The organism is Paratractidigestivibacter sp. (genome assembly GCF_052362415.1).
GTDB lineage: Bacteria > Actinomycetota > Coriobacteriia > Coriobacteriales > Atopobiaceae > Paratractidigestivibacter.
On sequence record NZ_DAWEMK010000128.1, the window covers coordinates 1 to 1,666 of the forward strand.

Here is a 1,666-nt window from a genome sequence, read left to right on the forward strand (position 1 = left end):
GGCTGCCGAGTAAACAGCAGCCTCGGGTCGTGTGGCCCAGTTCCAAGGCTCACCTGCGTGACTCATAGCTTTGCGTAAAGCAGGCGCCCTGTGCCAAGCGACTCGGCACAGGGCGCTTTTGTGTGGGGAGGTAGGAATGCTGGGCTCTGTGCGCAGGAATCTTGGGGGCATCGGTAGTGCTGCACGTTGATCTCCGGGCGTCGGTAACGATGCACGGGAATCCGGGGGGCGTCGGTAACGATGCACGGGAATCCGGGGGCGTCGATAACGCTGCACCATATTCCTGGAGCGTCGGTACCGACGGTCGACCATTCCGACGCGGATTCTACCGACGCTCCCGGATTCTGGTGAGAAACGCCACTTTTGCCCCTTCTTCGCACGGGTTTCAAGGAGTGTCAGTACCGACGGTCGGGGATTCTGGTGCGTTTGTTACCGACGGTCGGGGATTCCCGCGTGACATTACCGACGGTCGGGGATTCCGGCGCAGCCGTTACCGACGGTCTCAACTTTCGGCCCAGCGTCTCTGGTCGTTGGCGCAACAAAGCCTCAAAGGCCATCCGCTCCCATCCCTCAAAGTCAATCCGCTCCCATTGCCTCTGATGCTGTTTGCGCACATTCGGGTAGAGTAGGGAGGAATTGCAGGTCAAGTTACAGGCCATAGAAAGGACCCAACCATGTCCGAGCTCATAAAGAACGTCTTGAAGGAATCCGTCTTTACCCTCGCCGACCTCGTCCAGGTCGAGGAGGGGCGCGTGAACAGCCTCACCCTCTCGCAGACCCCCGCGACCAAGGTCACGCTCTTCGCCATCGATGCGGACGAGGGCATGAGCAGCCATGCCGCCGGCGGAGACGCCATGGTCAACGTGCTGGAGGGCGCGGGCGAGATCACCATCAACGGCGTCGCGCACGAGGTCGGCGCGGGGCAGTCCATCGTGATTCCTGCGGGCGCGCCTCATTCGGTGCGCGGCGTCACCGCCTTCAAGATGCTGCTCGTCGTCGTTTTCGCGTCGTAGACGGGAGGGGGAGAGAAACCCATGCCGTTCCGTAACCTTCCGACCGATGCCGTCGCGCCGCTCTCCTCGCTCGTCGAGGTGCGGCCCGGACAGGTTTCGAGCCGCTCGCTCACGCGCATCGGCGATGCGCTCGCCGGTACGCTTCTGGCCTTCGACGAGGGCGAGTCCGTGAGCGAAGAGACCTACGCGGGCGACACCCTGTACTACCTCGTCGAGGGCGAGGCTGACGTCAACGGCGTGCGGATGGCTGCTGGCGACGTGCTCATGGTCCCCGCCGGCACCCTGCACGCGGTCGAGCCGGTCTGTGCCTGCAAGGTGCTGCAGCTCACGCTTTTTTAGGGGATTGGACTTAATGGATCGTTATCCGGGGCTCGTCGGGATCGGCGGGCCCCGGAATTTCTTTTCTGAGGTATGGCATAAGCCATGCTCCCGTCGTTACCGCAATTTTTTGGTTTGGCATAAACCGAAATACCGTTGTTCCCGATTTAGGGTTCAGGAACAAGAAGTTCGAGCCTGTGTCACCCCTCATCTGGGGTTTGAGTTGAGATCTGAGCCTGTGTCACCCGTCATCTGGGGTTTGTTGCATGAGATGAGCCCATGTCCCCCGGTCGTTTGGGGACGAGGCAGCCCCGATGACCGGGGGACCTAGGCTG

2 protein-coding genes are annotated in these 1,666 nt (G+C 61.6%); both read left to right on the forward strand.

All coding sequences use genetic code 11. The features are described 5' to 3' along the window. Positions 1 to 674 precede the first annotated feature (674 nt). The gene (locus ACT84W_RS09635) at positions 675 to 1,013 is read left to right on the forward strand and encodes a cupin domain-containing protein (RefSeq protein WP_444329047.1); all 339 of its coding nucleotides are present in this window, start codon (positions 675 to 677) and stop codon (positions 1,011 to 1,013) included. 21 nt (positions 1,014 to 1,034) lie between these two features. Beyond that, entirely contained in the window at positions 1,035 to 1,352 is a 318-nt protein-coding gene (locus ACT84W_RS09640; RefSeq protein ID WP_444329048.1) for a hypothetical protein, read from the forward strand. Positions 1,353 to 1,666 lie beyond the last annotated feature (314 nt).

Coding starts and splice junctions, on each gene's coding strand:
- ACT84W_RS09635 (WP_444329047.1), top strand. CDS start 675: ATGTCCGAGCTCATAAAGAACGTCTTGAAGGAATCCGTCTTTACCCTC.
- ACT84W_RS09640 (WP_444329048.1), top strand. CDS start 1,035: ATGCCGTTCCGTAACCTTCCGACCGATGCCGTCGCGCCGCTCTCCTCG.